Origin of the sequence: Streptomyces phyllanthi (genome assembly GCF_009377205.1) — a bacterium.
Taxonomy (GTDB): domain Bacteria; phylum Actinomycetota; class Actinomycetes; order Streptomycetales; family Streptomycetaceae; genus Streptomyces; species Streptomyces phyllanthi.
Genome location: NZ_VJZE01000030.1, coordinates 1 through 25,599 on the forward strand (window position 1 = coordinate 1; position 25,599 = coordinate 25,599).

A 25,599-nucleotide genomic window follows, 5' to 3' on the forward strand; every position below is an offset into this window, starting at 1 on the left:
CCCGGAGAGCAGCCCGTGCCCTACGGCACGGCGGAGGGAGAGGACGTCACCTGCCGCGCCCTGACGGCGGCCCTGCGACCCTGGCGGCCCAAGTACCCCGCGACCCCCGTCTCCGAGTACGTCGTCCACGGGCATCCCGGGCACAACCTCCTGAAGGCATCGGCCCGCGCCGGACTGCTCGTCATGGGCCGCCCCTCCACGGGGCCGCGTCTGGGCGGCGTCGCGCGCTTCCTCCTCCAGCACGCCGCCTGCCCCGTGGCGGTGGTCCCGCACGGCTGAGTCGCGGCAGTCGGCGACCGGCAGCCGGCGCTCGCGGGTCGTGGGGTAATGTGGCCCGGCCCGTTGTCACTTCGCCGGAGGAGGTGGGACCCATCACCGCTGTGTCAGGTCGGGTGCTCTCTCCCCGGAACGGCGCGATGCGCTGACGCCGGGCCGTAGCTGAGAGCGCCCCTCGGCCCACCGAAAGGCTCTCGGCGTTCATGCCACCCCTCTCGATGTCCTCTGTCGCCTCCGCGCTTCGTTCCGCCGGCTGTGTCTTCGCCGAGGACGAGGCGGAGCTGATCCTCGCCACCGCCCGCACCCCCGACGAGGCCGCCGCCATGCTGGATCGGCGCGTCGCGGGCCTGCCCCTCGAACTCGTCCTGGGCTGGGCCGGGTTCCGGGGCCTGCGCATCACCGTGGAACCCGGGGTGTTCGTACCCCGCCGCCGTACCGAGTTCCTCGTCGAACAGGCACTGGCCGCGGCGCCCGCGGCCTCCGTCGTCGTGGACCTGTGCTGCGGCTCGGGCGCGGTCGGCGCGGCACTGGCCGCGTCCCTCGACCACGCCGAACTGCACGCCGCCGACATGGACCCGGCGGCGGCGCGCTGCGCCCGCCGCAACGTCGGACCCCTCGGCGGTCACGTCCACGTGGGCGACCTGTTCGCGGCCCTGCCCGACACGCTGCTCGGCCGCGTCGACATCCTCGCGGCGAACGTCCCGTACGTCCCCACCGGCGAGGTCCCCCTGCTGCCGTCCGAGGCACGCGACCACGAACCCCTCGTCGCGCTCGACGGGGGCGCGGACGGACTCGACGTCCTGCGCAGGGTCGCCGCCGGGGCACCGAGCTGGCTGGCACCCGGCGGCCGTCTGCTGATCGAGACGAGCGAACGGCAGGCACCGCTCGCCGTGGAGACCTTCAGGCGGAGCGGGCTGAGCACACGCCTCGCGGTGTCGGACGAGTGGGACGCCCACGTCGTGATCGGTACGAACACGTCGTGACGGGTGCCGAGCCGCCGGTGTGGGCTTGCCCTCACCAGTTGTGCAACTAGTTGCACAAAAGGCGTGGCGTCGTCTACAAACAGTCGGACGACGCCACGCATGGAGGGCCGATGAGCCGCTACCCGCACCTGCTTGAGCCCCTCGACCTGGGCTTCACCACACTTCCCAACCGCGTGCTCATGGGTTCCATGCACATCGGCCTGGAGGAGGCCGAGCGCGGTTTCGAGCGCATGGCGGAGTTCTACGCGGCCCGGGCGCGCGGGGGAGTGGCGCTCATCGTCACCGGCGGCATCGCGCCCAACGAGGCGGGACGGCCGTACGAGGGCGGAGCCAAGCTCACCACCGAGGAGGAGGCCGAGCAGCACCGGGGGATCACCACCGCCGTGCACCGCGAGGGCGGCCGGATCGCGCTGCAGATCCTGCACTTCGGGCGGTACGCGTACCACCGCGACCTCGTCGCCCCGAGCGCCCTCCAGGCGCCGATCAGCCCGTACGTGCCGCACGCCCTCACCGACGCCGAGGTCGAGCAGACCATCGACGACTACGCGCGGACCGCCCGGCTCGCCCGGCAGGCCGGCTACGACGGCGTCGAGATCATGGGCTCCGAGGGCTATCTGATCAACGAGTTCATCGCCCGGCAGACCAACCACCGCGAGGACCGCTGGGGCGGCTCGTACGAGAACCGCATGCGCTTCCCCGTCGAGATCGTGCGCCGGGTGCGCGAGGCGGTCGGCGAGGACTTCATCGTCGTCTACCGCCTGTCGATGCTCGACCTGGTGCCCGGCGGTTCCACCCTCGACGAGGTGATCACCCTGGCCAGGGCCGTGGAGGCGGCCGGGGCGACGATCATCAACACGGGCATCGGCTGGCACGAGGCCCGTATCCCCACCATCGCCACCTCGGTGCCGCGGGGCGCGTACACCTGGGTGACGAAGAAGGTCATGGGCGCCGTCTCGGTCCCGCTCGTGACGACCAACCGCATCAACACCCCTGAGCTCGCCGAGCAGTTGCTCGCCGAGGGCTGCGCCGACATGGTGTCGCTGGCCCGGCCCATGCTCGCCGACCCCGACTTCGTCGCCAAGGCGCGCGACGAGCGGCCCGAGACCATCAACACCTGCATCGGCTGCAACCAGGCCTGCCTCGACCACACCTTCAGCGGGCAGATCACCTCCTGCCTGGTCAACCCGCGCGCCTGCCACGAGACGGAGCTCGTCCTCTCCCCGACCCGGCGGCGTGTGCGGATCGCCGTCGTGGGGGCGGGCCCCGCCGGACTCGCCTGCGCGGTCTCGGCGGCCGAACGCGGCCATGAGGTGACGCTGTTCGACGCCGCGAGCGAGATCGGCGGCCAGCTCAACGTGGCCCGAAAGGTGCCGGGCAAGCAGGAGTTCGACGAGACGCTGCGGTACTTCCGCGCCCAGCTCGACCTGCGCGGTGTGGACGTCCGGCTGGGTGCCCGCGTCACCCCGGACGACCTCGGCGCGTACGACGAGGTCGTCGTCGCCACCGGGGTCAGCCCCCGCACGCCCGACATCCCCGGGATCGACCACCCGAGCGTCCTCGGCTACCTCGACGTCCTGCGCGACGGCGCCCCCGTCGGCGAGCGGGTCGCGATCCTCGGCGCGGGCGGTATCGGCTTCGATGTCGCGGAGTACCTGACCGACGGCGGCGACAAGGCGAGCGAGAACCCGGCGGAGTACTTCCGGCAGTGGGGCGTCGACATGGACTACCGTGCGCCCGGCGGCCTCGCCGCCCCCGAGCGGCCCGCCCCGCCGCGCTCCGTCCACCTCCTCCAGCGCAAGACCTCCAAGGTCGGCGCGGGACTGGGTAAGACCACGGGCTGGATCCACCGCACCGAGCTCAAGCACCGCGGGGTCGTCATGGTCCCGGGCGTGCGGTACGACCTGATCGACGACGCGGGCCTGCACGTCACCGTGGACGGGGTCCGCCAGGTCCTGGAGGTCGACACGATCGTGCTCTGCACGGGCCAGGAGCCACGCCGGGACCTTTACGAGGCCCTGGTCGCCCAGGGGCGAAGCGTCCACCTCATCGGGGGCGCCGACGTGGCCGGCGAACTGGACGCCAAGCGCGCCATCAAGCAGGGCACCGAGCTGGCGGCGGCGCTCTAGGGGCCGCCGGGGCGTACCTAGGATGAGGCCATGTCACTGCCGCACGCGATCCTCACCGCACTGCTGGAGAAGCCGTCATCGGGGCTGGAGTTGACCCGCCGGTTCGACCGGTCGATCGGCTACTTCTGGTCGGCGACGCACCAGCAGATCTATCGCGAGCTCGGAAAACTGGAGGCCGAGGGCTACATCCGGGCCCTGCCGTCGCAGCAGCCCACCCGCGGGCAGAAGAAGAGCTATGGGGTACTGCCCGCGGGCCGCGCGGAACTGGCCCGCTGGACCGCCGCCTCCCAGGACCCCAAGCCGCCGCGTGACACGCTGCTGCTGCGGCTGCGCGCCGCCGCCGTGGTCGGCACCGAGGGCATCGAGGCCGACCTGCGCCGCCATCTGGTCCTCCATCAGCGGCAGTTGGCGGAGTACGAGGAGATCGAGCAGCGGGACTTCGGGCCGGGCAGGGGCACGGCCCAGGACCGCCTCCAGCATCTGATCCTGCGGGCCGGCATCGATCTGGAGACCTTCTGGACGCGGTGGCTGACGCATGCCCTCGAGGAGTTCGAGGGGCTGTCCACGGCCGAGGGGTCCTAGGGCCGGTACGAGGCCGGGGGCGTGCCCCGGATGTCAGAGCCGGTGCGGCTTGGCACGCCGGCGCAGGTACCAGATCGTCGCGCCCAGACCCGAGACCACGAGGACCCCGCCGCCCACCAGGGTGAGGGTGCCGTACTCCTTGGTGGCCCCGCCCAGGCCGCCCATGACACCGCGCGTGGGTGAGGGGGAGGGCGAGGGCGAGGGTGAGACCCTGCGGGTGGGCGTGGCCGTCGCGGAGATCGTCGGCCTGGCGGAGACGATCACGGACTGGGTTCCGGCCGTGGTCCCGTTCTGGCACGTCACGATGACCGTGTACGTGCCGGGACTCACGTTCGCCCAGGCGGCGGACTGAAGGTCGCTCGTCCCGGACAACAGCGCCTGGCGTCCCTGGGCGAAGCTCGACTGCCCGCTCGCCAGCAGCGAGGCCTGGCCGAAGCTGCCGCTCGCGTTCATGGTGGGGCACGCGCTGGTGGTGACCGTGACCGTGGACCCGGTGGTGCTCACCGAGATCCCCGTCTGCGCGTCCGCCGGGACGGCCAGGGCGAGCGGCAGCGCGGCCGCGGCGGCCAGGGTCAGGCCGGAGCGGAGAAGTGGCTGAGTGGTTCGCATAGGACTGCCCTCCGGCGGCACGGTTGGCGGTACGTCCCATGCGCCGCCGAGGGTCGGGGAAGCCCCGTGCTGCCTCAGGGCGAGCCAACGTCCCCCGGGCCGGGCCCGCATGCGGACCGCACCCGGCCGGGTGACGGATTGCCCCTTCCGGAGGATTGCCCACCGCCTCGTCCGCCGGACGCCTCACTGCTTCGCCGTGAGACGGTTGTCAGCCGGTGGTGACCGTCCGTTCCGCCGAGAAGCCGCCCCAGGTCCCGTCGGGCAGCTTCGCCCTGATCCGCACCCGGTGGGTGACCCCGGCCTCCCGGCCCACGTAGAAGCTGTACTCGGCCCGGCCCCGGGGCGCCGTGCCGCCCCAGACGAGCGAGGTGGCCGGCCGTCCGTCCAGGTGCACCTCGTACTCCGTGATCACGCCGTCCGCGTTCGGCGGAACCCAGGTCAGGTCGATGTGGTACGCCCCGTCGGCCCGGCCGGCCGACGCCCGGAACCCGGTGGGCGCGGTACCCCGGCCGCCGTCCGATCCGGGCGCGGTGGTGAGCCGGACGGCTTCGCTCGCGGCCGAGACGTTGTCCGCCGCGTCCCGCGCCCTCACCGTGAAGGAGTAGCGCGTGCCGGGCCGCAGACCCGTCACCACGGCCGCCGTCCGCCCGCCGCCCACGCTGTGGACCTTCGAGTCGCCCTGCAGGATGTCGTACGAGACCACGCCCCGGTCGTCCGCCGACCTCTCCCAGGTCAGCTGAACCGCCCGGCTGCCGACCACCGTGCCGTCCAGGCTTCCCGGGCGGTCCGGTGCCCTGCCGTCGGCGGCGACCGCGGCGGGGGTCGTGGCGCGCGCCCGCTCGCTGGGCGGCCCCAGATCCCCGCCGGTGCTCCGTGCCCGGACCGTGAACACGTACGGCGTCGACGGCTTGAGCCCGGTGACGTCGACCATGTGTGTGCCGCCGGGCACGTCCTCCACCTTCGTGGTGCCGCGGTACACCTCGTACCCGGCGATCTCCGGCTCCCCGGACGCCCGGTTCCACATGACGTGCACGGTGGTGGCGCTCCCCGCCGAGGCCGTGACCCCGGCGGGCGCGGCGGGGAGGCGGCGCTCAGGCGTTCCCTCCTCGCCGCAGCCGACGGCGAGGAGGAGCGAGCCACAGATCACCAGCACGGGAACGCGACGCACGGCTCGCCCCTTCCCCTCGCGGATTGGTCTGTACCTATATGGCGCCGCTGGCGTGACCGCGTCAAGAGGGCGGGGTGGGTCCGGACCGCCTCGATATGCCGACGGCCTCGTGTGCTCCGTCCGGACGTCACTTCGAAGCCGCCTCCCGGGGCTGACGACACGACAGGTGAATGATCGTCAAATATCCCCGACGAGAGGGCCCCCATCGTGCATGTCCCGTCGCTGACGTTGGCCACCGCGGCGGCCGCCGCCGCCCTGCTCACCCCCACGGCACTGTCCGCCGCGGCACACCCGTCGGAGCCCGCCCCCCTCAAGGAGGACGTCAGCGCCGCCGATCTGCTGGCCAAGCTGGGCGACTGCGCACCCGTCTCGACGGGCTACTACCGCAGCGACTCCGACGCGCCCGCCGACATCCCCGTCTGCGGCACGCCGGACGCGGTGTTCTGGAAGGCCGACATGGACATCGACTGTGACGGCGAGCCGGGTACCCGCTGCAATCGCGCGACCGACCCGTGGTACCAGCCGACCACTGCCTACCAGCAGTCCGACGGCCGGTACCTGAACGCCGGGACGCTCCCCTTCGTCGTCGTCCCCATCCCGAGCCGCATCTGGGACTACCGCGCCGACGGTGTGCGGGGCGGGTCCGTCGCCGCGGTCGTCTACGGGGACCGCGTCCAGTACGCCGTCGTCGGGGACGTCGGCCCGAGCAACATCATCGGCGAGGCCTCGTACGCCCTGGCCGAGAGGCTCGGCATCGACCCCGACCCGCGCACCGGCGGCGCCCCCTCCGGCGTCACGTACATCGTCTTCAAGAACACCCGCGTGACACCCGTCGAGGATCATCAGGAGGCGGTGGCTCAAGGGGAGGCGCTGGTGCGGAAGCTGGTCGCAGCCGAGTGAGGTGAGGGGCGCTCGGCCCGCACGCCCCCGGTGCGGCTCGCGTCACTCCTTCCGGTACGCGTACGCCTCCCCGGCCGCCGCCTCCACCGCCGCGAGATCCGCGCCCGCCGAGGCCGTGACGACCGCGGCGACCGCACCCTCGACGAAGGGGGCGTCGACGAGACGGGTGCGCGCGGGCAGTTCGTCGCCCTCGGCGAGGAGCGCCTTGACGGTGAGGACCGCGCTGCCGAGGTCGGTGAGGACCGCGACCCCGGCGCCGCGGTCCACGGCGGCGGCAGCCGCCGCCACCAGCTCCGCGCTGGTACCGAGACCGCCGTCCTCGGTGCCGCCCGCCGGGGCGACCGGGGCGGTGGCCCCGCCGCCCACAAGGCCCTTGGCCAGTTCGGCGACCGAGGAGGCCACGGCGGCGCTGTGCGACACGAGCACGATCCCGACCAGCTGCTCCGCGGGGTCCTGGGAGTCCCTGCCGTCACTCACCGGAGGCCCCGCTGTCCTCGGCGGCCTCCAGGAGCGCGGCGATCAGCAGCGCACTGGACGTGGCCCCGGGATCCTGGTGCCCGATACTGCGCTCGCCCAGATAACTCGCCCGGCCCTTGCGCGCCTGCAGCGCTGTCGTCGCCTCGGCGCCCTGCTCGGCGGCGGCCCCGGCAGCGGTGAACGAGTCGCCGAGCGCGTCCACGGCAGGTACCAGCGCGTCGACCATCGTCTTGTCGCCGGGCGCCGCGCCGCCGAGCGCCATCACCGCGTCGACACCCGCGCGCAACGCGTCCGCGAACTGCTCCTCGCCGACCTCGGCCGCCTCCCCGAGCGCCTTGCCGGTACGGCGCAGGAGCGTGCCGTACAGCGGTCCTGAGGCCCCGCCCACCGTCGAGATCAGCTGCCGCCCGGCGAGCACCAGGACCGTGCCCGGAGTCCCGGGGGCCTCCTTCTCCAGGGTGGCGACCACGGCGGTGAACCCGCGCTGCAGGTTGCTGCCGTGGTCGGCGTCCCCGATCGGTGAGTCCAGGGCGGTGAGCCGCTCGGCCTCACGGTCCACGGCCGCCGCGGTGGCTGTCATCCAGCGGCGGAAGAAGTCGGTGTCGAGCACGGAATCTCCTTGCGTGGTACGGATGTTGACGCGTGTGACGAGTTCACGGTGGGGGCTGGGACGGACCGCGTCGACGGTGGGTCGGGGACGGACCGCATGCACGGTGGAGCGGTGAGGGGCCGCGTTGGCAAGGCGGGCAAGGCGCCCCGCCCCCCGCTCAGACACCCCAGCGCAGCCCCGGGGTCTTCACCGGCGCGTCGTACAGCCGCAGCAGTTCCTCGTCGATCTGGCACAGCGTCACGGACGCGCCCGCCATGTCGAGCGAGGTGACGTAGTTGCCGACCAGGGTGCGCGCCACGGGTACCCCGCGCTCGGTGAGCACGCGCTGCACCTCCGCGTTGAAGCCGTACAGCTCCAGCAACGGGGTCGCCCCCAGTCCGTTGACGAGGAGCAGCACCGGGTTGCGCGGATGCATGTCCTCCAGGATGGCGTTGACCGCGAAGTCGGCGATCTCTCCCGAGGTCATCATCGCGCGCCGCTCGCGCCCGGGTTCGCCGTGGATGCCGATGCCCAGCTCCAGTTCCCCGGGCGGGAGGTCGAAGGTGGGGCTGCCCTTGGCGGGGGTCGTACAGGCGCTGAGCGCGACGCCGAAGCTGCGTGAGTTCTCGTTCACCTGCCGGGCCAGCGACTCGACGCGCTCCAGCGGCTGCCCCTCCTCGGCGGCGGCACCGGCGATCTTCTCCACGAACAGCGTGGCGCCGGTGCCGCGCCGCCCGGCGGTGTAGAGGCTGTCGGTGACGGCGACGTCGTCGTTCACGAGGACCTTGGCGACCTGGATGCCCTCGTCCTCCGCGAGCTCCGCCGCCATGTCGAAGTTCAGCACGTCACCGGTGTAGTTCTTGACGATGAACAGTACGCCCGCGCCACTGTCCACCGCGGCGGCGGCACGCACCATCTGATCCGGAACCGGAGAGGTGAACACCTCTCCCGGGCACGAGGCGGACAGCATCCCCGGCCCCACGAAGCCACCGTGCAACGGCTCGTGCCCGGAACCACCACCCGAGACCAGCGCCACCTTCCCGGGCACGGGGGCGTCCCGCCGTACGATCACCCGGTTCTCGACGTCCACGATCAGCTCGGGATGGGCCGCCGCCAGCCCCCGGAGAGCATCCGCGACCACGGTCTCCGCAACGTTGATCAGCATCCTCATGGGTACCTCCTGGTGGGGTCAGCACTTCGGTGACGGGGCGCCAGATGCAGCTGACGTGTGGGTGGACGGTTCCGGATGTCCGCTCCCGGCAGTATCGATGCTGAGTGAGCCCGGGTCACGTGTGCGGACGCCAACGGGCGTGGGCGGGTCGCACGCCCACCTCTTCGCTGTCAGTACTCGGAGAGGCGGGCTCGTTGCCGGTCTGTCCGGTGGTCGGCCAGGGCTGTGACAGTTGCCATCGGCCGCTCATGTTCGGCTATGAGCCGATATGTTCTACGGCATGCCAGAGACGCAAGAACCATGTGGAATGTCTGCGGTGAGCCGGAGTTGCCGATCACACCGGAGGCCGAAACGGTGGGAGAGGGCCGGCAGCCTCGGCCGACACCGCACCGTCGCCGTACCGGTACCGATACCGGTCCCGGACGGCGGGACGGGACCGCTCAGCCGACAGGGGCAGCTGTGACGGCCACCCTCGGATCGGTCTTACGCCGCGCCCTGCGGGACCGCCCCGGGGACCTGCTCGCCGCCTGGCGGCCGGACCCTTACCCCGAGCCGAGCGACGAGGCCGTGCCGCACGTCATGGCCGCACTCGCGGCGTTGATCGCAGGCGAGCCGCGGCGCGCGGCGGCCATCCTGGAAGCCGCCGACCCAGGCACACGAGCGAGCCCGGAGGGGGCGGCCCTGCGCCACGCAGCGACACTGCTCGACCTCAACTGGTGGCCCGGCGACACCGGCGCCCAACTGACCACTGTCATGCCGGAGCTCCAGGAGCCGGCAGCCCCAAAGACCGGAGACATCCGGGCGGACCTGCTGCTGACGATCATCCGCAAAGTGCAACCGGAGCTGCTGAGTCTGCGCTCGATCATTCGGTCGATGATGCGCATCCGACCGGAGCAGGGGCCGGAGATCGTCCAGCATCTGACAGGGTTCCTGCAGGGAGTGCTGCGGGTTGCGGTCGAGCACGACGTGGTGGTGGCGGCGACCCTGGCCGCGGAGCTTGCCGATCTTCACCGCCTCGCGGGCTCCAGGAGCGAGGCCGAGCGCAGCTTGGCGCGGGCTCAGGAGATATTTGTCGAGCTGGATGATCTCGCCGGGATGGCGCGGTGCCGGCTTCTCGAGGCCGAGTGGCTGACCGCACCCGTGACGTTCACCGAGACCCTGGCCTTCGACCTCGCCGACCTCGACACGGAGCGCACGGTTCCCACGGCCGAGTCGGCCGCCGAGGCCCGCCGACTGTACGGGGAGGCACGGCAGTTGTTCCGTCGTGCCCACGCCGATCGCGGTATCGCCGCGACCTACCTCGGGGAGGGATGCCTGGCCCTTCTGTCCGGCAGAGCGGAGCGGGCCGAGCGCCTCACACGGCTGGCGGGGCAGTTCTCCCGACGGGCGGGCGACACCGCTGCGGTGCACCTGGCCGGCGTCCATGCTGCGATGGCAGCGATCTCCGCCGGTCGCCTGAGTGCCGCGGCCGCGGCTGTCGCCGAGCCCATCGCGCACTGGGCCCGCGGTCCGGGCAGCGCCAGCTTCGGCAGCGGTCTGGCGCGCCTCGTCCATGCCTGCGGGCACGCCTGGTGGCGGGCGGACGACACGGAACGGGCCCGCTGTGCCCTGACGTTGGCCGTGGACCTGTCGACCAGACTTTCGAACGCGTTCGCTCTCCGTATGGTGCTGAGCGATGTGGGCGAGCTGCACGGAGGCATGAACAGCAACGGACCCGCGATCGCCAGCTACCAGACCGCGCTCGCCGAGCGCATCCATCGGGCCGCTGGAAGCTCCGCGGACGAGGCGATGGAGCCGCTGGCCTGGTTGGAGGTCTCGTACCTGGCGGCCGCCCTGTTCAATGTGCACCTCAGAGACCGCGACCCGGACGGGTTGGCGCGGGCGCTCGATGTCGCGCGGCTGCTGATCGACCGTGCACCGGCTGGTCTCACCGTCCGCGCCACCGATGAGGACCTGCTGCAACGGCTGGGGCCCCGGCAGCGATCGCTCACCATGCTCGGTGAGCACCGGTTCGTCCCCATACCGGGCGCCACCCAGGACCCGGGTTTCGAGCCGGAGGCGGTCGCGCTGACCCTGGACACCCTGGCGGACGTCCTGACCATGGGTGACGTGCTTGTGCCGCTGTTCCGGGCTCGGCAGCACCAACTCGACGGGGAGGCCTGCGAAGCGGACCGTCTGATGGCCGTCGCCCTGGAGCGTGCCCGGGCCCAGGGACACGCCGGCCGGTCACTCCTCGTGCTGGTCCTGCAGGCCGTCGAACGGTACGACGAGGCGCGGGCCGTGGTCAGGGAGCTCTTGGCGGACACTCCGGACGCCGACCCCGCGCTGCAGCTCAACCTGTGGACGCAGGCACGGAGCTACGAGGACGCCGCCCCCGTCGTCGCGTCACTGCGGACGACGAGGCCGACAGCAGGATGGCGGGACCTCACCGACTGGGGGAGGGTACTCGCCGCCGTCGATGACATCGACGATGCCACAAAGGTCCTGGGGCGGGCGCGGGAAGCCTTCGAGGAGCGGGTGGCCCGGTTCACCCGCGACGCGTTCCGTGTCTCGATCACGGATGACGCGCAGGCCCGGGAGCTCTACACGCTGAGTGCCGACGTCGCCCGACGGGCGGGGCGGACCGAGGACGCCTTCATGCTGACCGACCGGCTGCGGTCACTTGCCCTGGACGCTCTCCTGGAAGACCTCAGCGCCCGCACGCGGCAGGCGCCCGAGCGGTCGGCGGCGTTGCGACGCTGGAGCCGCGCCGGCGCTGCCTGGACCGGTGCATACGATCTGCTGGCCGCAGCGGGCCACGAGGGAACGCCGGACCGCGTAGGACCAGCACGCCGTCGGCTCGATCGGGCCCAGTCCGCCCTGGAATCAGCCGAAGGCGATCTCGAACGGCTGGTGCCCGGCCACTTGGTGCGGCATCGGCGACCCAGAGCGCCGCTGCGGCTGGAAGACGTACAACTGCTGTTGCCCGAAGACACCGTACTCGTCGAGTACCTGGTCGGCTGGGATCGCATTCTCATCTGGGCGGTGACGCGGCACCACGCAGTGGTACGCGAACTGCGTGCCGAGGCCCCCGAAATCAGCGGGGCGGTCCGGCGCTTCCACAGCGCGTGCGCCCGGCTACGTCCGACCGCCGGCACAGAGGACGCCGACCGGCTGAGCGAGCTGTTGCTCGAACCGGTGTCCGCCGTTCTGGGGGACCATGAGCGGATCGTCGTCGTCCCGTCCGGGCCGCTGCACCTGGTTCCCTTCCACGTGTTGCCCTTCGGGCCCGACACGCTCGGCGGCCGTCATGTCATCTCGACGCTCCCTGCAGCGTCCGTGCTCCGACACGTCACCGGTCATTCCAGGCCTGACCTCGCACGCGGAGCACTCGTGGTCGGCGACCCGTCCTACGACCCGGCCCGCAGTCTGAGGCACCTCCCCGGAACGCGGGTCGAGGCGACACGGGTGGCTGCCCGGTACGGGAGCTCGGCCCTGCTGGACGACGACCCGACGGAGGAGCGGGTGAGCCGCGCGGCCGTCGGTGCCGGAGTGATCCACCTGGCCACCCACGGTCGGGTTTCCGCCAAGGCACCGACCCTGTCGTCCGTGGCCCTCGCCGGTGCCGACGAGCTGACCGTGGCCCATCTCATGGGCCTCGAGATCGACGCGGATCTCGTCGTCCTGAGCGCGTGCGACACCGGCCGCGGCGACACAACCCTCGGGGGAGACCTTGTGGGGCTGGTCCGCGGCCTGCTGGCTGCCGGTGCACGGAACGCCGTGGTCTCCCTGTGGCCCGTGGACGACATGTCCACGTGCGTGTTCATGGACCGTTTCACTGCGCGTATCGCCGCGCACGACTCGGTGGCGGAGGCGCTGGCGGTGGCCCAACGCGATCTGCGAGCCATGGACGGCGCCGCACGCAGGGCCGCCTTCGCGGACCTGAGCATGACGACGGGCACCCCGGCGGCATGCGGCAGGCAGCGCACCGCCCGCGACGTGTCGCCGAACCCCGCTCCGGAGAACGTCGATGACGACCACCCGTACTGGTGGGCCCCCTTTGTTCACGTCGGCATCTGAGTGTCACCGGGAACGCCTACGAGATGGCCAGAGCGCCTGAATCACCCTGGCAGATGAAAGCTCCCCACCAGTAGGGGTCGGGCCGCTGCTTCCTCAGTTCCAGTTGAGCGTTGCGCAGGGCCACGGCCCGCTCTTCGCCCTCCTGTACGCGCCGGTAGAAGTCGGCCATCAAGGTCTGGGTCTCGGCGTCGGGCACCGGCCACAGGCTCATCACCACGGTGCGTGCTCCCGCCTGGGAGAAGGCCCGGCGCAGCCCCATGACGCCCTCACCCAGATGCTGGCTTCCCAGACCGGTCTGGCAGGCGGAGAGGACGACCAGTTCGGTGCCCACCAGATCCATGCCGGAGACGTCCTCCGCGGTCAGGATTCCGTCCTCCGCATCGGTCGGCAGGACTCCGCCGTCCAGCCAGGTGTTGGCCCCGGCCAGTACGAGCCCGGAGCGGAGAAGGGGACTTTCCTGAGCGTGGGACAGTCGTCCGTACAGTGGCGACCCGACAGCGGCCGCGTCCATCAACGGCGAGGTCCGCTGGTGCGCGGACTCGGGATCCGGCAGGAAGAACCCGTGGGTGGCGATGTGCAGGATCGACGGGCCCCGGCAGGACTTGACTGCGGCCTCCGTCGCCGCGGCGCCCATGATGGGCTCCACGCCCAGCAGGGCCGCCACGGCCTTGCCTTCGCGCCTTGTGCCGGGCAGCCGCGCGAACCGCAGTCCCTGCGTCCGCAGAGCTCGGGCGCACACGTCGGCCGGGGCGTCGGAGGGCTCCGGCGGAGCCGTGCCGTCGACCGCCAGATCGAAGTCGGGATCCGAGACAACCACCGATGCGGTGGAGCGGCCGGTCGGGGGAGCCGCCGCGCGGAGCAAGTCTCGTCCGACGCCCAGGTAGCTGATGTGGTAGTCATCGATCAGCCGCCGCTCCGCCGACAGCGGCAGAACCTCCCACGGCAGGCGGGAGAGGTCTCCGTCCGGGCACAGGAACAGTCGCCGGGCCTCGCCGAGCGCCGGCCGCAGGGCGTCGAACACCGCGGCCCGGAGCTTTTTGCCCGCTTCCATCTCGGCCTTCCGCGCCGACGTCGTGGGCCGCGGGGCGACATCTCGGCCGGAGTCGCCTCCGGCGATCGCCTCGCTGTAGGTCGCGATGAGCCGGTCGATTGCGTCGCCGTCGCCGAGGTCCACCAGGCGCAGGCCCTCGTGCGGTGCCGGGCGCAGGACGAACGCCCAGTAGCGGTACCCGGCCCCGGGCGGATCCTCGTCTGCGGACGCCGGTGTGAAGTCCAGCAGGCGGAAGCGAACGATCTCGACCAGCGCCGAACCCGCCGGCAGCAGGGACCGCACGAGCTCGGCGTTCAGATCCCGCATGCGCCGCTCCAGGCCCGTTCCGGGAGTCGTGCGCGCGAGCTCCGCCTCGAGGCGCTCCTTCTCCTCGGTCCAGTCGGCAAGGGTCTCGACATGGGCGTCCGGGCCTTCCACACCGGGCCCGCTCAGTGTCTTGCGGGCGATCTTCTCCCGCAGCAGGCGAACGTGGTCGATCTTCGCCCGCAGTTCGGGGGACGTACGTTCGTGGGTTTCGTCGCGGAACGCGCCCTGGGCCTCGCCGACGACTCCCTTGCGGCGCAGAACGATTTCGAAGGCGCCGGCGACGTCCTCCTCCGGGGCATCCAGGGCAGCCACCAGACTCAACAGGACTGACAGGCGCCGGTGCGCGGTGCCGAGCAGCTGCAGCCGCTGCCGCTCCGAGGCGGTCGCGAAGACGTCGAACAGCAGCCGGGACGTCGTCCGTTCCACTTCGTCGGTCAGGCGCAACGCACCACGCAGGTCGCCCTCCAGGGCCTGCAGGAGGGCGAGGTTCGTCGTGACGGTGACGGTGTAGGGGTGCACGGTCCCCACGACGCGCTCGAGGATCGCCCGGCTTTCCTCCAGGTGGCGTCGGGCCTCGTCCGGCCGGCTGGTCAGCATGCACACGTGGGCCAGCTGAGCCAGTCCCGTCGCCTGCCCGAGGCTGTCGGAACCGAAGAGGCGCCGGTCGATCTCCAGCGCGGTCCGGGCCTGGCTCTCCGCCTCGTCGTAGTGGCGTTGCTCCGCGTGCAGGTGGGCCAGGGCGCGCGCGCTGACCGCGAGGTCGGCGTGGTCCGGTGGAAGCACCGCCTGGCGAATCCGCTGGGCCTGGGTCAGGAGTTCCTCCGCCGTCCGCAGCTCTCCGAGCTTGGCGTACACCGTCCCGAGGTTGTTGAGCGTGCGGGCGTACTCGGGGTGGTCCCTTCCCAGCTTCGACCGTTTGATCTCGAGCGCCTCGTGGCCCACTTCTACGGCCCGGTAGAGGTCGTCCATCTCCTCGTACAGCGAGGCGAGATTGTGCTGCACCTGAGCGTAGAAGGCCCCGCCCTCCTCTCCTGCGAGCCGGAGCTCTTCGAGTGCGTTCAGCAGGGCCGGTTCGGCGCGATCGAACCGCGCGAGGTCGGTGTGGATCATGCCGAGGACGTTGAGGGTGCCGGCGACCAGGGTGCGGTCGTAGTGCTCGGCTCCCCGGGCGATGGTCAGCAACTGCTGGAACAGAGCCTCCGCACGGTCCCGGTCGCCGGTCGAGTAGGCCGCCATGGCGAGGTTGTAGTGGCTCAGTGTCCGCTCCGAGGAGCCCTCCTCCAGTCCGGCGGCCAACCGCCATGCCTCCTCGGCAGCGGGGATCGCCGCCTCGAGATCCTTGCGGCTCAGCCCGTCGGCGGCCGCGGCGTTGAGGTCTCTGACGCGGGTTGCCAGCAGGCGGTCCGACGCGGGACGGGGACTGCGGAGGAGCCGCTCCGCCATCCACGCCTCGAAGCACTCCGCGCCGGACGTCGCGGCGGAGTCCAGGTCACTCAGCGCTTCGCCCATGTGCCCGTCGGCCATCTTCCGGTGGGCCGTGTAGTACCGCAGTCGGCACAGCCGCTCGTCGCTGTCGGCCCACCGCTCGATGTCAGTGGGGCCGACGCGGCCGAGGCTCAGACCGACGAGCGCGGAGTACCAGGGGTCGGCGATCAGCCCCTGGAAATGGGCGAAGGGGTGCTCACTGTCCGCCTGGGCCGGTCCGGTCGCCCTCGCCAGGGACTGCCCACCGCACATCAGCCAGATCTGCAGGACTTCGTGTGTCGTTTCCTGGGCGTTGAGGCGGAGGGCAAGCCGGAGACAGGCTCCGTACCGGCCCTCCACGAAGTCGTCGGCGAGTTCCGCGAACGTCCGCTGGTACGAGGGAGACGTCCAGTCGAGGGGGCCGCCGGCGACTTCCGGCTCGTGGGCCAACTCCGGTATCTGTGACACCAGAAGCTGGAAGAACGGCGTCAGGTCAGGAAGCGGGTGCAGGATGTGGCCGCGGTCCCTCGGCACCGACGGTGCCCTGGACCGCACGCGCGCCACCACCCGTTCGGCGGCCTCTTGTTGCTCCGTCGCCTGGTAGATCTCGAGCAGGGCGTTGAGCGTCATCATCGTGTGCGGATGGTGGATGCCGTGGGCCTGCTCCAGGATGTTCGCCGCTCTTCGGAAGAGCGGTTCCGCGTCGGCGAAGCGGCCCTGGTCCTTGTAGACGTGGGCGAGGTTGTTGAGGCTTGCCGCGTACTGCGGATGTTCCTCGCCGAGCTGCTCACGGCGGTGGTCCAGGGCCTGCCGGTGGAGCCGTTCGGCACCGCCGAAGTCCCGTTTCGTGGTGAGTACCAGGGCGAGGTTGTTGACCACTCCCGCCCGCAGCCCGATGTCGTCGTCCAGCCCGTCCAGCATCCCCAGGACATGCCGGAACAGTTCCTCGGCGCGGTCCAGGTCCTCCCGTTCGACCTCGATCTGGGCGATGTTGTTGAGAGCGACGACGTGCTCGAGGCGGTGCTCCGCAGACCGGGCCCAGATGTTCACCGCGGCCTGGTACAGCCGGCTCGCCTCCTCGAGTTCGCCGAGGGACTTGTGAGCGTAGGCGACCGTGTTGAGCAGGCTCGCGAACTCGGGATCCTCGTCACCGAAGTGTTCCCGGCCGAGGGCGAGCGCGTGCCGGGCGAGTTCCGCGGCGTCCCCGGCACCACCGCTGTGCGCCAGCGCGATCAGCAGGACGGCCATGCCCCGGGCCACGTGGACGTTGTTCGGACCCCAGGAGCGCCGGGCCAGATCGCATGCCTCCTCGGCGGCGCGGACACCGGCTCGGTACCGGCCCTGCCGCACGGCGTTCTGGGCTCTGGCCAGGTACGCCCGGAACGCCTGCTCAGCGGGTTCGGGGGTGTCCGGCCCGGACAGGGCGGTCAACTCGATCTCCGCAAGGCGCCGTTCCACGCAGTGCGCACCGCGGCCGACGCAGTCGCGCAGGAGTTTCCCGGCTTCCGCGAGCCTGCCGGCCGTCAGCAGCCGTGCCCCTGCGTAGTAGGTCGCCTGGCATCGCTGTTCCTCGTCGCCGGCGGCGCGCAGGACGGTGTCCAAAGGGGTCTGCCCGAACGTCAGCTGGACAAGGGATTTCTGCCAGGGGCTGGCCGAGACGACACCGAGCATCAGGCGCCTCAGTTCCTCCGGATCGTCCAGCTGTCCCAGGCGCTGAAGGCAGATGGCGCTCAGGTGGAGAAGGACCGGCTGCTCCTGGATGTCCTGCGGCAGCGGATCACGGATCGCGGCCTGGTGACAAGAGATGTAGTCGCGTGCCGCGAAGGCCGCGAGGCACTCCTCCAGGCGCTGGTCGTCGGACTGGCGCATGTCGCCTCCCTCTGCCGCTGCCCCAACGGATTCCGAGTCAAGCCCGATGGCGCACCCGGGGCAACGGGTGGGCGAGGGCGCACGGATCGTCGGGGGCGCGCGGATTGTCGGGGGCGCGCGGCCGTGCGCGTCGCGCTCGTCGTGTGCGCCCCGAAGCAACGGTTCCAAGCACCGAGCGGGATACGCATGGGCCGTCGCCCTCCGCATACGGCCCCGTCCGTGGTAGGACGTTCCTCCAGGCAGCAATCCGGGTATCGGGGGGTCCCTTCATGAGGCGAGCACTGCTGATCGGAAGTGAGACAGGCGGGCTGAGCGGCGTGCATGCCGACGTGGAGGTGATGGGTGAGGCGCTGGCCGGGCTCGGCTTCGCCGTACGGCCCGCCACCGGCAAGGACGCCACCGCTCAGGGGATCGTCGCAGGCTACCGGGAGCTGGTGGAGGACAGCGGCCCGGACGACGCGGTAGTCGTTTACTACTCCGGGCACGGCGGCCGCCAGCGCAACCCCTTGGCGGCACAGGACCCGACGCTGCCGGCCTGGCTGCAGTACATCGTGCCGACCGACTTCGACGACCGCTCCGACCCCCGCAGCCGTTGCGTACTCGCCGAGGAGCTGACGCGCCTTCAGCTGGAGCTCACCGACCGGACCCGCAACGCCACGGTGATCCTGGACTGCTGTCACGCCGCGCGCATGTCCCGTTCCGGCTCGGCCGTTCCCAAGGCCCTGGAGCGCCTCCACCTTCCCGAGGAGGACCTGGTCCGGCGCTGGCGTGAAGCGCGCGACGGCCGGCTTCTGGGTGCCGACGCCAACCCGCACGCTGTGCGCCTGGTGGCCTGTGCCCCCCATCAGAGCGCCTACGAGATCCACGACGCACGGCTCGGCCGCCGCCACGGCGTGCTCACCGCCGCGTTGGTGCGGCTGCTCACCGGGTCCGACCCCGGTGCGCTCACCTGGCTGGACGTGCTTGAGTCGGTGCGGGGCGCCGTTCCGGCCGCCGCCGCCCCGCAGCGGCCGGACGTGGAAGGGCCCGCGGAGCGGCTTCTCTTCTCGTTGCGGACACGTGGCGGCCAGGGCGTCCTGCCCGTACGTATCAAGGACGGAGTGGCAGTCCTGCCCGACGCCGCCGTCTTCGGCGTCGCGGTCGGCGACCGGTACGAGCTGGTCGCCAGGGGCGGCGAACCGCGGCTGGCGGGTGCGGTCGTCGCGCGCATCGCCGGCGGCGACGCCGTGCTGGCCCTGGAAGGGGTGCCCGACGCCTCGGCGCTGCCGTCAGGGGTGTCCGCCTGGCCGGTCGGTGTGGTGCTCGGCCGACGGCCAGTGGTCCTGCTGCCCGTCAGTCACCCGGGCCGTGACCGGATCGCCCGGGCACTCGAGTCCTCGGCGCAGGTCCGCGTCGTGGAGGAGACCGACGACGCGCTGGCGACCGTACGTCTGGGGGGCGGTGACGACCCGGCTGTTCACGTGACCGACGGCATGGGGCAGGCGCTGTCCGGGGAGGCCATGTCACCGGACGGGGCGGTCGACGCCGTGCGGACCCTCGCACTCGGGGCATACGTCCGCCGACTGCCCTCCGGCCCCGGCAGGTCTGCGCTGGCACCCGACGTCGAGGTTCGTTACGTGCGGCTGACCGAAGGCGGCGAGGAAGAACTCACCCCTGGGGCTCACCTGTTCGTCGGCGACCGGCTGCTGGTGCGGATCACCAACCGAAGCGGTGAGCGCCGTTTCGTCTCACTGTTCGACGTCGGTCTGGCCGGTGCCGTGACCTGGCTGACCTCGTCGGAACAGGGTGGCGTGACGCTGGAGCCGGGCGAGCAGTACGAGTTGGGCCATGAGTGGGGCGGCGGGATGCCGTTGCAGTGGCCGGAGAAACTGCCGGCCGGACCGGCCCGGGAGGAGAGTTTCGTGGCAGTCGTCACCGACCGGCCGGTGGACCGGCTCGGCCGGCTCGGTCGGGCCGGCGGCACGCGTGGCATTCCTCCGGCCTCCGACCGTCTGGAGTGGCTGGTCGACCGCCTCGACACAGGTCGTAGGGACGTTCCCGCGCCCCCTCCACGGGACGGGGGCGCGCGATGGGAGGTCAGGCCCTTCGACTTCCTGCTGCACCCGGCACGCCGGGCACGCGCGGACGAGCCGGCGTTCGAGATCGACGAGCGTCTGGACCAGTCCTTCCGACTGGTCACCCCCCGGGGCCCGGACGCGCCCAGCAGGGTGGCGGTGCGGCTGAAGGAAGTCACCGTGCACAGCAACCGCGCCTTCCTGCGGTCGCAGGTCCGTATCGACACCATGGTCGTCACCGCCGCGCCGGACGAGGCGGGCGGCCCCTACCGGGCCGCCACCCTGCGCTTCGACCGGATCAAGGACGGTGACCGGCTGCCCTTCGACGACGTGCTGGTGTACGAGGGGCCGGTGAACCGGTTCCTGGACATCGCGGTGTGGGTGGCCAGGGACGACTCTCCCGATGTGGATCTCGCAGAAGGGCTGGCGGCCGAGACGGGGAGCGAGGAGGTGTCCACCGCGCTGTCCACGCTGACCGCTCTGGCGGCCGCCGAGCCCACCGCCGCGGTCGTCGCCGGTTCGACAGCAGCGGTGGCGGTCCTCATCCGCATGGCGGCCCGGATGATCGACCAGTCGCGCGGCACGAGCATCGGGCTGTACCGCACGACTCTCCTCCCTCATCAGAGGTTCGGGGTGGCCGACGGGGTGGGGCGGCATCCGGCCCAGGGTCTGCTCCGGGCACAGGACATGTCGCTGGTGTTCGAGGTGGTGGACCTGAGCCACGGCTGATCAGTCGCCGTCCCCGCCGCCGGTCGCAGTGATGTAACACACGAAAGCGCCCCAGTTGAGTACGGGTTCACCGGCGGCGTGCCGTTCCCGCTGCGCGGTGCGCAGGGCTTCGGCCGGTCCGTGGCCTTGGTCCAGCAGTCGGTAGAAGCTGATCATGAGGTCGCGGGTCGGCCCGTCGGGCACCTTCCACAGGCTGGCGACAACGGCCCGTGCGCCGGCTCGCAGGAACGCCGCCCGCAGGCTCACGTGGCCGTCGGGGGCGGTGATTTCGCCGACCCCCGTGTCGCAGGCGGACAGCACCACCAACTCCGTCGCGGCAAGGTCGAGACCGGTGACGTCGGCCACGGTGAGCAGTCCCGTCTCGCCCTCCGGTCCCGGTCCGCCGTGTTCCAGCCAGGTGTTGGCGCCGGCCAGCGCGAGGCCGCTGCGCAGCTCGGGCTCGCGGCGCAGGTTGTCGTACCGGCCCGCCAGCCTGCTGTCGTTTCCACGCAGGCGCCGGTTCATGTCCCGCGGGTCGCCCGGCGGAGTTCCTGCGAATGTGTAGCCATGCGTGGCGAGGTGCAGCACGCGGGGTGAGCGGAGTTCGCGCAGCCTGGCTTTGGCAGCGTCGCGGCCCGTCAGCACCAACGCCTCCGGCCGTAGCCCGGCGATTCCGCGGGCCTCCTCGGCCGTGCCGTCCAACGGCTGGAACAGGGAGTCCGGGTTGGCGGGCCCCACGCCGCCCAGGTCGTAGTCGGGGGCGGCCAGCACGACGTCGGGCCCCGTTACGGCGTTCGCCCGATCCGGAGCGGCGAGGTCGTCGAGGGCCGTCACGTAGTCGACGGCGTACGACGAGAGAAACGGCGCCGAGCCGAGGGGGAGTACGCCGAGCGGCACGTGCAGCAACGGCCCGTCCAGGGCGACGCGCAGTCGCCGGCACTCCGCCAGGTGCGGCAGCAGTGGTTCGATCAGCAGCCGTGCCAGTACAGCGGGGGCGTCCTCGTCGTCGGTGCCCACGGGACAAGGCGCCACGTCCCGGAACGCCGCCGCCCTTCCGGACCCTTCCAGCGCGGCCCGCGCCCGCCACACGGCCTGGTCGACGACGGCCGCCTGCCCCAGCGAAACGGCAGTCGTCCGTCCCTCGACGGGGCCCACCACGAGCGCGACATACGCGTCGGCCACTCGGACGATGGTGAGGAGCCGGTCTTCTCTGCCGAGACTGCGGCGCGCGGTGCCGAGAAGCTCGCCGGCCAGTGGCTCCGCCCGTCGGCCGGGGAGGGACTCACGGCGCAGCCTTCCCTCCAGTTCCGTGCGACGGGCACGCAGCCACCGCAGTTCTTCTCCGTGGCCCTGGTAACTCTCCCCAGCGGCTTCCACTCGGATGTCGGTGTCCGCTCTCTGATACCGCTCCTGATGGCGGGTCGCGATCCGGGCCAGTACGGCGTTCAGTTCACGCTCGGCCGGATGGGGGGCCGGGCGCAGCCGCCACGGGCGCGACAGCAGGTCCGGCAGCCGCATACGCCACGCGGACACCGTGAACACCTCCTCGTCACCGGACCCGATGGTGAGGAGGCTCAGCAGATGCCGGTCGGCGTAGGCGGCGAAGGCATGGATGACCTCCTCGCGTCGGCGGTCGTCGAGTCCGGCGGCCGCGCCGGTCAGCAACCATGCGCCGGCCGAGCGCAGGGCCTCTCGGGACGCCCGTAGTGCGCGGTCCCCGTCCGTGGACAAGGAGATCGAGAACCAGGTCGCCGCGACGTCCAGGGCGGCGTCCCCGGACAGTGCACGTTGCACCGCCAGCGCCTCCTCGTACCAGGACGCGGCGCTGTCGCGGTCCCCTCCCCGGAACGCGACCCGGGCAGCCCCCAGCAGGCGTACGGCGAGGTCGGCGCTCGGCTCCTGGGTCAGAGCCCTGGTGACCTCCACGGCCCGACGGTAGGCCAGGTCGGCCGCCTCCAGGTCTCCCTCGGCCTCGGCCAGCTCCGCCCGTCCGGACCAGGCGGCTGCCGCCGACGGGTGCGGCGGTTGCGTCGCGAAGACGTCGAGACAGGTCTGGTACTGCCTGGACGCCTCCCTGCTCAGCAACCGACTGGTCTCGGCCTGGGTCTGGGCCAGGAGGCAGGCGGCCGCGCCGACATCCGGATGCGACGGCCCGCGCAGGTTCCACAGGAGGGTGAGCCGTTCCCGCAATGGTGCGATCGCAGCGAGCGGATCGCGGGGCCGCAGGCAGTCCGCGTACAACGCCAGCGTGATGGCGACGACTTCACTGCGCGGTCCGAACGCGGTGCGCTGGAGTGCCAGCGCCTCCTCGAAGAGAGACTCGAACCGGTACGCGACACGGCCCCCGGTCCCCGCCGTCTCTCCGGTGCGGGATGTGGCGACCGCGTGCTGCACCAGCGCCCGAGCCAGTTCGGGATCATCGGGCGGGAGATGTTCCCGGCACCACCGAACGCAGTCGGCTGCCGCCTGTGCCGCCTGTGCCGCATCGCCGACACCGGCCAAGGCGGCATCGGCCCGCTCCCTCAGCCGCGCGTACTCCTCGTCCCCAGTCACCCTCGTTTACTGACCAGTCGACCAGAGGTCGAAACACCCAAATCGGCCCACATCGAACGGTGTTGCCGCATCACTGTCGCCGCTTGCGGGCTTCCTGCCGACAGCCGGTCAAGCGGCGGTTGCGATCGCGTAAGTCCTCGGAGTGATAGTCGAGTTCGGAGCCGTTCCGGCGACGCGGGAGTCGGTATCCTCATCCCCCTGACACGTGCCCGACCCGGACAGCAGGAGCGTGCCCTGGACGATCGTGCGCCGTCGGCCGTCGCCCGGGCGGTCCATGCGCTGCTCACCGAGGGGTTCGACGGCCCGCTTCCCTTCCTCGCCGCCATCGAGCGACGGCCGGAGCTGCTGACCGAGGAGGCCGAGGAGGTGCTGGACCGGCTCGTCGCGGACGCGGCGGTGCGGGAGCGGACCGACCCGGGGCACAGCCGGGTGCGGCTGGAGCTCGAACGCGTGCGCAGAACCCTCCGGGACTGCCGCGCCCACGGCGTCGCCGAGGTACGCGACCAGGTGGCCTCCGGGCTGGACCAGGCGAACCCGGCGATGCAGGAGACACTGAAGGCGGCAGGGCTGCGGGAGCCGGCCCAGCTGGGAACCGACCCCGCGATGATCGCCTGGCGGGAGGCGACCATCCTGTGCGCGCTGGGACGCACCGAGGAGGCGGTCGTTCACCTGGAGCGCGCGGCCCGGGTACTGCGTGAGCGATGTGCGTACGGCATGGAGGGCGAGGTCGAATTCCTGCTGTGGGAGCTGGTACGGGGCGACCGCGCCACCGGTGACCTCGACGCGGCTCTGCGCCACGCGGAGCTGGCGGAGGCCGCGTTCCGCAAGGCGGACTCCAAGGACGGATTGCGGCGGGTGCTCACCGTCCTGGCCGTCGACACGGCTCTGCCAACCGGCCGGTCCGACGGCAGGTCCGACTTCTATCTGGACCGGCTGGCGGAAGTGGACGCCGGCCACGGCGCCTGGTTCCGTTCCTATGCCCGCGCCTCCAGGCTGTTGTTGTCGGCCGCTGACGAGGCGGCCGAGGCGCTCCGCTGGTGTATGGACTCCGTTCACCTGCTCAGCGACGATGCCGGGACACAGACGCACTGGCGCAACGAGTGCGCCCGCAAACTGGCCGAAATCGATCCGAGCACACCGGTCGGCGAGGCGTCGTCCACGAGCGCGAGCGACCAGTTCCTCGCCGCACTGCGCACGTGGAACGCGCAAGCCGGTGACGATGTGGTGGCCGATCGACTGCACCAGGCCGTCCGCCTCGCCGAAGAGGACCGGCGCCACATCCGCTCCGCGGCGACGCAACGCGGCCTGTCCGCATCACTGGGCATGATCTACCTCGTGGCCGCGGCCGCCGCCCAACGGGCCGGACGCCCGGTCGAGGCCCTGGACATCCTGGAGCGCAACACGAGCCGAAGCCTGTTGGGACTGCTGACGACGAACCGGCTGTGGGCCGACGCCGAGCCGCCACCCACATCGATGTCCACGGTGTACAAACATCAGACGGTCCGCTACCTCTCGCCGTCCGCGAGCAGTGCGGGAACCGGCGGGGCGCAACAGCAGTTGGAGACGTCGCTGCACCGACTGCGCAGGGCGCTGTCGGACGACGACGAACACGTGCTCACGACGGCCCTTCCGCCATACCCCCGCTTCGAGCCGGCCTCCTCGGCCGCGCTGGCCGCGCGCCTCACTCAGGACGAGATCGTCCTCGTCTACGCGCCGATCGGCGGGATCTACAGCATCACCTGCGACGGGGCCGACCGTGTCGCGTCCTTCGACGTTCAGGCCGTGGAGCGCCTCTGCGCGGAGTACTACCGGTTCGCCACGTCCCCGGAATCCCACGATGACCACTCCCGCCTCGCTGCGGTGTCGGCCGCCATCGTGGCAGCCTGCGTCGACCCGGTGCGGACAGCGGTCGCGGATCGGCGGCGCGTCGTCGTCGTGCCGTCCGGCGCGCTGTGGACCGTGCCGCTGGCAGCGCTCGAGCCGTCTCCGCTGAGTGCCGGTCACGCCGTGTCGTACGTACCCAGCCTCTCCACGCTGCTGGCCGTGCTGGAGCAGCCGCGGCACAGGCGGCGCGTCGAACGGTTCGTCGGCGCCGGCGACCCGGACGGCAGCCTGCCGTACGCGGCGGCAGAACTCGTCCGCGCGGCCGCGGGTTTCTACGACCGGAGTGTCCACAGCGGTTCCGGCATCGACGTGGCGGCGCTGCTCGCCGATCTGCCGGAGGCGGATGTGGTCCACTTCGCGTGCCACGGCATCACGTTCGACAACCATCCGGATCTGTCCGCCCTGCACCTGAGCGGGACGGGCGGTGATCGTCGTCTGCTCTGGGCGCCGGACTTGGTACGGCTGCGGCTGCGGGCCCGGCTGGTCGTCCTGGCCGCCTGCCACTCGGGGCTCTCCAGGGCATTACCCGGCAACGAGTACGCCGGCCTGCCCGGTGTGCTCCTCGCCGCCGGTGCGAAAGCGGTGGTCGGCCCGCTGTGGCAGGTCGACGACCAGGTCACAGCCACGCTGATGGAACACTTCTACATCGGTCTGGCCCAAGCCGGTCCGGCGGCGGCCCTCCACCACGCGCAGGAGGCCGTACGCTCCCGGCCGGAGACCGCCCACCCCTACTACTGGGCGGCGTTCCAGCCGTTCGGGCTGCCGTGAGC

Annotated in this window: 15 protein-coding genes; 8 read left to right on the forward strand and 7 right to left on the reverse strand. The window is 71.7% G+C overall.

Annotated elements, in window-relative coordinates:
* From FNH04_RS07300 to FNH04_RS07315, 4 genes are all read left to right on the forward strand, one after another.
* On the forward strand, positions 1–279 hold a 279-nt coding region (locus tag FNH04_RS07300), incomplete at its 5' end, for a universal stress protein (protein ID WP_228031202.1).
* Positions 280–479: 200 nt separating this feature from the next.
* Positions 480–1,259, forward strand: coding sequence for a putative protein N(5)-glutamine methyltransferase (locus FNH04_RS07305; protein WP_152781533.1), 780 nt, complete (start codon positions 480–482; stop codon positions 1,257–1,259).
* Positions 1,260–1,369: 110 nt separating this feature from the next.
* On the forward strand, positions 1,370–3,385 hold the full coding sequence (locus FNH04_RS07310) for an NADPH-dependent 2,4-dienoyl-CoA reductase (protein WP_152781535.1): 2,016 nt from the start codon (positions 1,370–1,372) through the stop codon (positions 3,383–3,385).
* Positions 3,386–3,415: 30 nt separating this feature from the next.
* Positions 3,416–3,967 (forward strand): PadR family transcriptional regulator, encoded by a 552-nt coding sequence (locus FNH04_RS07315; RefSeq protein ID WP_152781537.1) that lies wholly within the window; start codon positions 3,416–3,418, stop codon positions 3,965–3,967.
* A gap of 33 nt (positions 3,968–4,000) precedes the next feature.
* On the opposite strand, the gene FNH04_RS07320 is transcribed toward FNH04_RS07315, so the two are convergent.
* On the reverse strand, positions 4,001–4,576 hold the full coding sequence (locus FNH04_RS07320) for a hypothetical protein (protein ID WP_152781539.1): 576 nt from the start codon (positions 4,574–4,576) through the stop codon (positions 4,001–4,003).
* Between the two features lie 208 nt (positions 4,577–4,784).
* Positions 4,785–5,744 carry a fibronectin type III domain-containing protein gene (locus tag FNH04_RS07325; RefSeq protein ID WP_322722702.1) on the reverse strand — a complete coding sequence of 320 codons (960 nt, stop codon included), beginning with the start codon at positions 5,742–5,744 and terminating at the stop codon, positions 4,785–4,787.
* 207 nt (positions 5,745–5,951) lie between these two features.
* Here FNH04_RS07325 and FNH04_RS07330 point away from each other — a divergent pair, with 207 nt between their 5' ends.
* Positions 5,952–6,644 carry a glycoside hydrolase family 75 protein gene (locus FNH04_RS07330; protein ID WP_322722703.1) on the forward strand — a complete coding sequence of 231 codons (693 nt, stop codon included), beginning with the start codon at positions 5,952–5,954 and terminating at the stop codon, positions 6,642–6,644.
* A gap of 42 nt (positions 6,645–6,686) precedes the next feature.
* Here the strand turns inward: FNH04_RS07330 and FNH04_RS07335 are convergent, their stop codons facing one another.
* The 3 genes from FNH04_RS07335 to dhaK form a co-directional block, all read right to left on the reverse strand.
* Positions 6,687–7,121 carry a PTS-dependent dihydroxyacetone kinase phosphotransferase subunit DhaM gene (locus tag FNH04_RS07335; protein ID WP_322722704.1) on the reverse strand — a complete coding sequence of 145 codons (435 nt, stop codon included), beginning with the start codon at positions 7,119–7,121 and terminating at the stop codon, positions 6,687–6,689.
* Positions 7,114–7,731 (reverse strand): dihydroxyacetone kinase subunit DhaL, encoded by a 618-nt coding sequence (dhaL, locus tag FNH04_RS07340; protein ID WP_322722705.1) that lies wholly within the window; start codon positions 7,729–7,731, stop codon positions 7,114–7,116. The genes FNH04_RS07335 and dhaL overlap by 8 nt, the downstream gene beginning before the upstream one ends.
* A gap of 157 nt (positions 7,732–7,888) precedes the next feature.
* Positions 7,889–8,881 (reverse strand): dihydroxyacetone kinase subunit DhaK, encoded by a 993-nt coding sequence (gene dhaK / locus FNH04_RS07345; RefSeq protein ID WP_152781541.1) that lies wholly within the window; start codon positions 8,879–8,881, stop codon positions 7,889–7,891.
* A 459-nt stretch (positions 8,882–9,340) separates the two neighbouring features.
* Here dhaK and FNH04_RS48935 point away from each other — a divergent pair, with 459 nt between their 5' ends.
* Positions 9,341–12,940: a CHAT domain-containing protein gene (locus FNH04_RS48935; protein WP_152781543.1), complete on the forward strand. Its 3,600-nt coding sequence runs from the start codon at positions 9,341–9,343 to the stop codon at positions 12,938–12,940.
* Positions 12,941–12,956: 16 nt separating this feature from the next.
* Here the strand turns inward: FNH04_RS48935 and FNH04_RS07355 are convergent, their stop codons facing one another.
* Entirely contained in the window at positions 12,957–17,630 is a 4,674-nt protein-coding gene (locus FNH04_RS07355) for a CHAT domain-containing protein (RefSeq protein ID WP_194236588.1), read from the reverse strand.
* 269 nt (positions 17,631–17,899) lie between these two features.
* Between FNH04_RS07355 and FNH04_RS46420 the strand changes: the two genes are divergently transcribed.
* Positions 17,900–20,413, forward strand: coding sequence for a caspase family protein (locus FNH04_RS46420; protein WP_194236589.1), 2,514 nt, complete (start codon positions 17,900–17,902; stop codon positions 20,411–20,413).
* On the opposite strand, the gene FNH04_RS48940 is transcribed toward FNH04_RS46420, so the two are convergent.
* Positions 20,414–22,945, reverse strand: a complete 2,532-nt coding sequence (locus FNH04_RS48940) for a CHAT domain-containing protein (protein ID WP_152781551.1) — start codon at positions 22,943–22,945, stop codon at positions 20,414–20,416.
* 366 nt (positions 22,946–23,311) lie between these two features.
* On the opposite strand from FNH04_RS48940, the gene FNH04_RS07380 reads away from it, so the two are divergent.
* Positions 23,312–25,597, forward strand: a complete 2,286-nt coding sequence (locus tag FNH04_RS07380) for a CHAT domain-containing protein (protein ID WP_152781553.1) — start codon at positions 23,312–23,314, stop codon at positions 25,595–25,597.
* The last annotated feature ends 2 nt before the right edge of the window (positions 25,598–25,599 follow it).